We start from the raw sequence: 7,859 nt of genomic DNA, 5'->3' as shown, positions 1-7,859 counted from the left end.
TAGATCACATTTGATACAGCTGTGTGGATTACTCTTCTATCTGTTTCAGATATATGTAACAAAGTGTGTCATTACATGTATGCAGTGAGAGTCAATCAACAAGACCCATTGTACTCGTTTTAGGCATTTGTTAACAAATGAAATGTTAACAAATTTACGCCAAGGCATGACTTAGATCACTATATTACACCTAAGTGACTGATATTTATACAATGTAATTTTTTATTTACTGTGAGCTATATCACGCGCCTAGCGAGTCCTAACGATTTAGCTATAATAAAATCACCTCAAGTGGAGAGTTTGTTAGCAATGGACCAGTCAGTCGAATGCCTTTGGCGCTATTATCAAGAAACGCAATTCCTGATCACGCAAGGATTGTCCTCTAAAATATCTTTTGCAATCATCACTGCACACAATCCAAGAGGTAAGACGCTTACTCCTTGCCAAAATCGACTGCTAGATCGAAAGCTGCAGCAAGCTATCCTCATGTTACGTCGACCCTATCGAGCGATGGTGGGGGCATCGCAAGATCGTAAACACATGGAAAAGAGCTGGGCGGTGTCGACCGATAAAGTTTCAGCAATCGAATTAGGGTGTCAGTTCAACCAAAACGCTATCTATTACGTAGAAGATGATCAGTTGCAATTGGTCCCATGCTTATTGTCAGGGCAGGAAACTTCGCTCGGCGCTTTCTCGCCGCGGGTCAACGTGGTTCATGAATTTCCAGACCGGGTGTAATTCTTAAGTTGTATAAATTTCGTTTGACTTGAACGTGTTATTTATATACTTTTTACTCTCTTGGTTTGTGTACAAATTGAGTACAGAAGAGGAGCGTTAACTAGGTAGTGAATGAAAGGGGACCAAACCCCATTGACCATTCATGATGGAGATTAACGCCGAGATACTAAAGACGTTTTGGCACTGTCTTATGTATTGGTCGTTCAGGCTGAATCCTGACGATTGTCACCTATATTATGGTGGAGAGCTTCTGGTGACGATCGCTGTTTCCCATCTCTGGGGTGCATATCTTAGCACCAGGCTCTTCGAACGAAGTTAGTTCGGAGCTTATTCATGTTAGTTTTTCTCTCAGTTTTTATACCTGTTTCTATATCAGTATCTATATTAGTTTTTAACGATATCCAATCGACATTGTGTTCACTCCATGTGGAGGCATCTTTATGTCCGTAATTCATACGTTAACCGTTGCTAAGTTTGGCGGTACCTCTGTTGCAGATTACGATGCTATGCATCGCTGTGCGGATATCATCATCAATAACACCGCCACTAAAGTTGTGGTGGTGAGTGCTTCTAGTGGGGTGACTAATAAACTCGTTGCGCTGACCCAAGCTACAACAACGGATGAATATCGTAAGCAGTTAATTAAGCAGATAGCTTCTATTCAATATCAAATTCTCGATAGATTAGGGAACCCAAGTGATGTTGCTGCCAAAATTGATGCGGTACTCAGTCATATTTCAGATCTAGCTGAACGTCTAGTGCTAACTCGCCATAAGGCTGTTGTTGATGAGCTGTTGTCTCAAGGCGAAATGTGTTCATCGATTTTTTTTGCTGCAGTATTACGAGAAAAAGGCGCTTCGGCCTCAGCATTTGATGTAAGGCAAGTGATGCGTACGGACAGTCACTATGGCCGTGCCGAACCACAAATTGAGGCGATATCTGAGCTTGCAGCGCTGTATTTAACCCCTCTATTAGCATCGCAAGTGATCGTGACTCAGGGGTTTATTGGTGCCGATGCTGAGGGGGCTACAACGACATTAGGCAGGGGCGGCAGTGACTATTCCGCTGCTCTACTTGCAGAAGCACTGCGTGCTACCTCGGTTGAGATTTGGACTGATGTTGCTGGGATCTATACTACGGATCCAAGACTGGCCCCGAATGCTAAGCCTATACCTGAGATAAGTTTTAATGAAGCGGCAGAGATGGCCACGTTTGGTGCCAAAGTGCTGCATCCTGCCACTATTTTGCCCGCAGTACGCCAAAAAATCCAAGTCTTTGTAGGATCTAGCTGGGCACCAGAGCAAGGAGGTACCTGGATCCGACATCAGGTGTCTGACGAGCCAGTTTATCGCGCAGTTGCCGTAAGACGAGATCAAACATTATTGAATCTGCACAGCTTGCAAATGCTACACGCACAAGGCTTTTTAGCGGAGACGTTTGCAACGTTGGCACGGCATAAAATCAGTGTTGATCTCATCACCACCTCTGAAGTGAATGTGGCGTTAACACTCGATAAAACCGGCTCTGACTCGAGTGGTAACGGTCTGTTAAGTGAGCCTTTACTGCAAGAACTCTCTCAGCATTGCCGCGTGCGGGTAGAAGACGGTTTGGCATTAGTGGCTGTGATTGGTAATAGAATCGCTTCAACGGCGGGGGTATGTCGCCGGGTGTTTGAAGTATTAGAGCCGCATAACGTTCGAATGATCTGCCAAGGTGCGAGCCCTCATAATCTGTGTGTATTGGTTGAAGAGGCAGAAGCTGCAGATGTTATTCGTGCTTTGCATGAAAACCTGTTTGAATCTTAATTACTGTTTACCCAAGGAATAGACTGTACATGATGCAATTTACCCAATCTAGCTTAATCGTCGGAGAACTGGCGACGGGGCAAGAGTTGAGAGTGCCTGTGTATCATCTGGCCGCAAAAGATCCATCTGCGCCAAAAGTGTTTTTGCAAGCGAATGTTCATGGAGCAGAAGTGCAAGGCAACGCAGTGATATTCCAGCTGATGAAACAGTTGGAAGCTATGGATGTTCGGGGGGAGATCACCTTACTGCCGCTGGCAAATCCATTAGGTATCAATCAAAAGAGTGGTGAATTTACGCTAGGCCGTTTTGATCCTATCACCGGTGTTAATTGGAACAGAGAATATTTAGATCACCAGATAGATATCCCAAATTGGTACTCAGAGCATTGCCATTTAAGTGATGAATTGCTCAACCAAGCCTTTAGGCTACAGCTTATAGCGTCTTGCCAGGCTCACTTGGCGAACCCTTGGGGGGTGACAACGGGTAAAAGACTGGCTATAAGCTTACAAATGTTGGCGCATCAAGCGGACATAGTGATTGACCTACATACCGGGCCTAAGTCTTGTAAGCATCTTTATTGCCCTGAATACGCACAAAGTTCGGTTAAATTCTTCTCGATCCCTTATAGCTTAATTATGCCTAATAGTTTTGGTGGCGCGATGGATGAAGCCGCATTCTGTCCATGGTGGGAGTTGGTGGAGTATGCCGCAACACAAGAGCGAGAATTGAATGTAGCAGTGTCGGCTTTTACATTGGAACTGGCGAGCCAAGAGCGTATCGATATGGATGACGCCCGAGAAGATGCACTGGGGATTTTAGCCTATTTGAGTCATCGAGGCGTGATGGCCGATCAAGTGGCTCCTGCGGTAATGGCACGTTATGGCTGCTTACTGAAAGACTACAAAAAATATCACTCACCGAAAGGCGGTATGGTTGAGTATTTAGCGCAACCCGGCGAACCGTTAAAAGCTAATCAACCTCTGGCCAATATATTAAGGCTTGATTGTTATGGCACTGAAGAGGAGTTAACCCCGCTATACCTCGAACAAGATTGTGTGCCCATCCTCCACTTTGCTTCTGCTTCAGTCTATCAAGGGACTGAGCTATACAAGCTGATGACCAATGTGTTTGAGCTAAATTAAAGCTCAGGTTTTTATGAAAATAAATCTGATATCCATTTTTTGTTTATACTCTAAACCTAGCGATTATCTTCGATTAGTAGTTCGTTATTTATACGAAACTAGTATTAATAGGTTAGTTATAAGTAATGTAATGTTTACAGCTTGGTTTCTTTGTGTTCCCACTTGTAATACTTGTTAATTAAATGTTTGCCGCTTTGTTTTTATTATGTTAATAATGCTCCCCCCTCAGTCGAATATGCTACAGAAAGTTATTTGGCGTTAACTTTCCTCTTGTTGGAGAGTAGGGACCATAACAAAGCAGGATATAACAAAAAATACTTTTAAGTATTAAGGAATTGACAAGTGAAAACCAAAATCGCAATTGCAGTATCTACTGCGCTAATCACCATGTCAGCGAGTGCGATCAGTGCGCCGTCTGACTACAATATTACTCTCTCAAAATCAGCGGAAGCTAGAGTTCAAATTAAGAACGTAGATTCAAAGTCATACGCTGAAAATCAAATTGTTCGTAATAACGCTATTTTTACACCAGAAGCTAACTTAGGCTCAGGTGCATATCGATACTTTGTGCGTTTGATCGAAAATCCAGTAGCGCTTTATCAAGGCGGTATTGCGGGATATAAAGCGACATCTGTTGAGAAAGTACAAGGCAAAAATAGAAAGTTAGATGTTACGAGTGCCAATGTAAAATCTTACCGTTCATTTCTGAATTCACGTCAAGACAGCGTGATTCAGAAAGCCACTGCTGCACTGGGTGAGCTAAATGTAAAGCAAAGAACTACATTAGCGTACAACGGTCTAGTCGTTGAAATGACTCAAGCTCAAGCCGCTAAGTTAGCTAATGTTGCAGGAATTGCTAACATCCAGCGCGAAATTCTACGTAAGACAATGACTGACTCTGGCCCTGCGATTATCAAGGCACCAGCAATCTGGAGCGGAGAGGCTACAGGTACTGAAAGTAAAGGCGAAGGAATGATTGTTGGTATCATTGATACCGGTATCAACACCGACCATCCTTCATTTGCCGATGTTGGTGGCGATAAATATGATCACTCAAACCCATGGGGACCAGGCGTGTACTCTGGCGATTGTGCTGGTGATTTCGCAGAGCTTTGTAATGATAAGCTGATTGGTGTTCATAGCTGGCCAGCAGTGACTGATGGTTATTTAGACTATGATATTGATGTCCCTGCTAACGGTGAAGATCATAATGGCCATGGTTCTCATACCGCGGGTACTACAGCGGGTAACGTACTTGTAGACACCAATGTCCCTGACGTTGATGGTGGTAATACTGGTGTCGTATTTGCTTCAATGTCTGGAGTTGCACCGCATGCGAATATCGTTTCTTACCAAGTATGTTTACCTGGTGAAGATGATGATGTTGGTTTTGCGGGTTGTTTACCGTCGCTAACAGTACTAGCAGTGGAGCACGCAATTGAAAATGGTGTTGACGCGCTAAACTATTCAATTGGTGGCGGTTCAAGTAATCCATGGAACGATGCCGATGCACTAGCATTCCTTTCAGCTCGTAAAGCAGGTATCCATGTTGCCACTTCTGCTGGTAACTCAGGTCCTGGTCCGGAAACAGTGGGTTCACCAGGTGATGCTCCTTGGTTAACGACGGTTGCTGCTTATACTCATGATCGTGACTACTCTGATAAAAATATTGGTGCGTTTTCGGGGGGTGATACAACTGCACCCGGTGAGCTTACTGGTAAGTCTATGACGGGCGCATTCACTGGTACTCTTGTTTATGCTGGCAATTTTGAAAATAGCAATGACCCAGATGGCGATCCAGCTCAGTGCTTAGAGCCGTTCCCTGCCGATACTTTCGCTGACAATTCAATTGTTGTTTGTGATCGCGGTGCAATTGCTCGTGTCGATAAAGGGCGTAACGTCCTTGCTGGTGGCGCTGACGCATTAGTGCTGGCGAACCTTCAAGGTGGTGCTGCGAGTGTTGTAGCTGATGCACATGTACTTCCTGCAATCCATATCGATGCTAATAAAGGCGATGAGCTAAAAGCATGGATGGCAAGTGGCGCTGAACATACTGGTACTATTACAGGTACTGAAGTGATACACGATGAAAAGCTTGCACGTATCGCTGCTAGCTTTACTTCTCGTGGTCCAAACAAATCTGTTCCTAACGTGATTGCTCCATCAATTGCCGCACCGGGTGTGAGTATTTTTGCAGCTTATGCAAATGACCAGTCTGATGCATTTAAGCAAAACCCAGATCCAAGCGATTACGGTTTTCTAAGCGGTACGTCAATGGCTAGCCCACATATTGCGGGTTCGTTAACATTGCTAGCAAGTATTCATCCTGAGTGGACGCCTGCTGAAGTTCAATCTGCATTGATGATGACTGCAAATCAAGACACACTAAAAGATGATGGCGTAACACCGTCAGACTTCTTTGATATGGGTGCAGGTTATGCAAACTTAGAAGCTGCAGCCAAAGCAGGCCTTGTCATGGACGAAAGCTATGTTGATTATGTAAAAGCGGACCCAGCTCTAGGTGGTCAGCCTTCAGAAATTAACTTAGTCACAATGGCAAATGCAAAGTGTGTTGGCGAATGCAGTTGGACACGTACTGTTAAAGCAACAAAAGATGGTACTTGGACAGCAAGCACTATGGGTGTCACTGATGGCCTAGTGCTTTCAGTAATGCCTGCGTCTTTCGAGTTGAAAGCGGGTGAAACACAAGAGCTAACAGTAAAGGCTGACGTATCTGCAGCAAGTGCTGGTTGGAACTTTGCCAATATCAAGCTTATGGCAGACGGTATGCCTGAAGCGAAATTGCCAGTAGCAGTTAAATCACATGGTGATAACCTTCCTACAAGCCTTGCTATTACAGCAGGTCGTAAAGAAGGAAGCATGACTTATTCTGGTTTTGTTTCAAATGATCTATCGAACATTAAAGCGGGTGTTTATGATAAGTCTACTAACTTAATCGAACCTGCTACATTGAACGTTGCTGAAGATGGATTGGATTATGTTGGGCTTACTCTTCCTGATTTAGCTAACGTTATCTTCTCAACTTCTTCTGAGACAGCGCCTGATGTTGATCTTCGTATTTTAGATGCTACGTTTACGAAAATTGGCAGCAGTGCGGGTCCAAACTCAGATGAATCTGTCGCTTTCACTAACCTCCCAGCTGGCGATTACTACATTGTCGTTGATGGCTATAAAGCATCTACACCAGGCGGTTCTGATGACGTTGTCGTCAGTATCACTTCTGTTTTAGCAACTGATGAATCGCTAAGCGATGATGTATCAGTGTCGGTTGAAGAGTCAGATGGTGAGTTTAGCTTAACATTTGATTGGGATACTGATAAGAGCTCTGCAGGTATCTTGATTTTAGAATCAGGTGCTAGTGCTAATGCGATTCAATTGCCATATAGCATTACTCGTAAGAATGATGTTACTCATATGGCAAACCTGTCTGATGCAATGCCAGCAGGAGTTGCAAGCCGTGTTAGCTTCGATGTTGAACCTAATTTCAGCGACGAAGATAAAGAGTATACATTTGCTGCATTAATGTCAGCAGGCCATAAAGTTGCTAATATTTCAAACGATGGTAAACAAGAAGGAAATACAATTTCTTGGACTGTTGTTCAAAAGGCAGCTTCTGGCGAAAACATGTCAGTTGGATTTGACTTAATTCCGACGAAAGCGGGTTCGGCTTATGCACTTAAGCTAACCAATGGCTTTGACGGTGATGAAGTTGAAGAGCTATTTAAGTTCGGCGTTACTGAAGTGGCTCCTGTCGCTATTGCTGATTCACCTAGCTGGGTTGTAGAAGGTGTTAGCGTTAATATGAGTGGCTCTGCATCACATGATGGTAATGATGATGAATTGACTTATAAGTGGTTACAAACAGGCGGAGCAACAGTCTTGTTTGATACTGCAGCTGAGTCTTTCATGTTTGAAGCGCCTCAAGTTGGTAGCCAAGGTGATACTTTATCGTTTGAGCTAACGGTATCAGACTCAAATGGTAATTCAGACACTGCGACAACAGTTGTATCGGTTACTCAGGCTGAAGAACTTGATAAAGGTGGTTCTTTCGGTTGGTTAGGACTATTGCTTCTACCTGTTGTATGGATTCGACGTAAATTGAAGTCATAAGGTTTAAAGGTATTTGAATAAAAGGCTAACGTGAGTTAGCCTT

Annotated in this window: 4 protein-coding genes and 1 riboswitch; all 4 genes read left to right on the top strand. The window is 43.8% G+C overall.

All coding sequences use genetic code 11. The features are described 5' to 3' along the window. Positions 1 to 309: 309 nt before the first annotated feature. The 4 genes from CXF82_RS14545 to CXF82_RS14530 all read left to right on the top strand — a co-directional run bounded on the left by CXF82_RS14545 (position 310) and on the right by CXF82_RS14530 (position 7,816). Positions 310 to 738 (top strand): DUF3293 domain-containing protein, encoded by a 429-nt coding sequence (locus CXF82_RS14545; protein WP_102044438.1) that lies wholly within the window; start codon positions 310 to 312, stop codon positions 736 to 738. 78 nt (positions 739 to 816) lie between these two features. After that, positions 817 to 996, top strand: a riboswitch (Lysine riboswitch). A gap of 182 nt (positions 997 to 1,178) precedes the next feature. Further along, positions 1,179 to 2,543: a lysine-sensitive aspartokinase 3 gene (gene lysC, locus CXF82_RS14540; RefSeq protein ID WP_102044437.1), complete on the top strand. Its 1,365-nt coding sequence runs from the start codon at positions 1,179 to 1,181 to the stop codon at positions 2,541 to 2,543. A gap of 32 nt (positions 2,544 to 2,575) precedes the next feature. Continuing rightward, positions 2,576 to 3,685: a succinylglutamate desuccinylase/aspartoacylase family protein gene (locus CXF82_RS14535; protein ID WP_102044440.1), complete on the top strand. Its 1,110-nt coding sequence runs from the start codon at positions 2,576 to 2,578 to the stop codon at positions 3,683 to 3,685. A 342-nt stretch (positions 3,686 to 4,027) separates the two neighbouring features. Then, positions 4,028 to 7,816 carry a S8 family serine peptidase gene (locus tag CXF82_RS14530; RefSeq protein ID WP_102044436.1) on the top strand — a complete coding sequence of 1,263 codons (3,789 nt, stop codon included), beginning with the start codon at positions 4,028 to 4,030 and terminating at the stop codon, positions 7,814 to 7,816. Positions 7,817 to 7,859 lie beyond the last annotated feature (43 nt).

The sequence above is a fragment of the Shewanella sp. GutDb-MelDb genome (assembly GCF_002836075.1).
In the GTDB taxonomy this organism is placed as follows: Bacteria; Pseudomonadota; Gammaproteobacteria; order Enterobacterales; family Shewanellaceae; genus Shewanella.
Note: the sequence above shows the minus strand (reverse complement) of the source record. Positions and strands in the feature narration are given on the sequence as shown.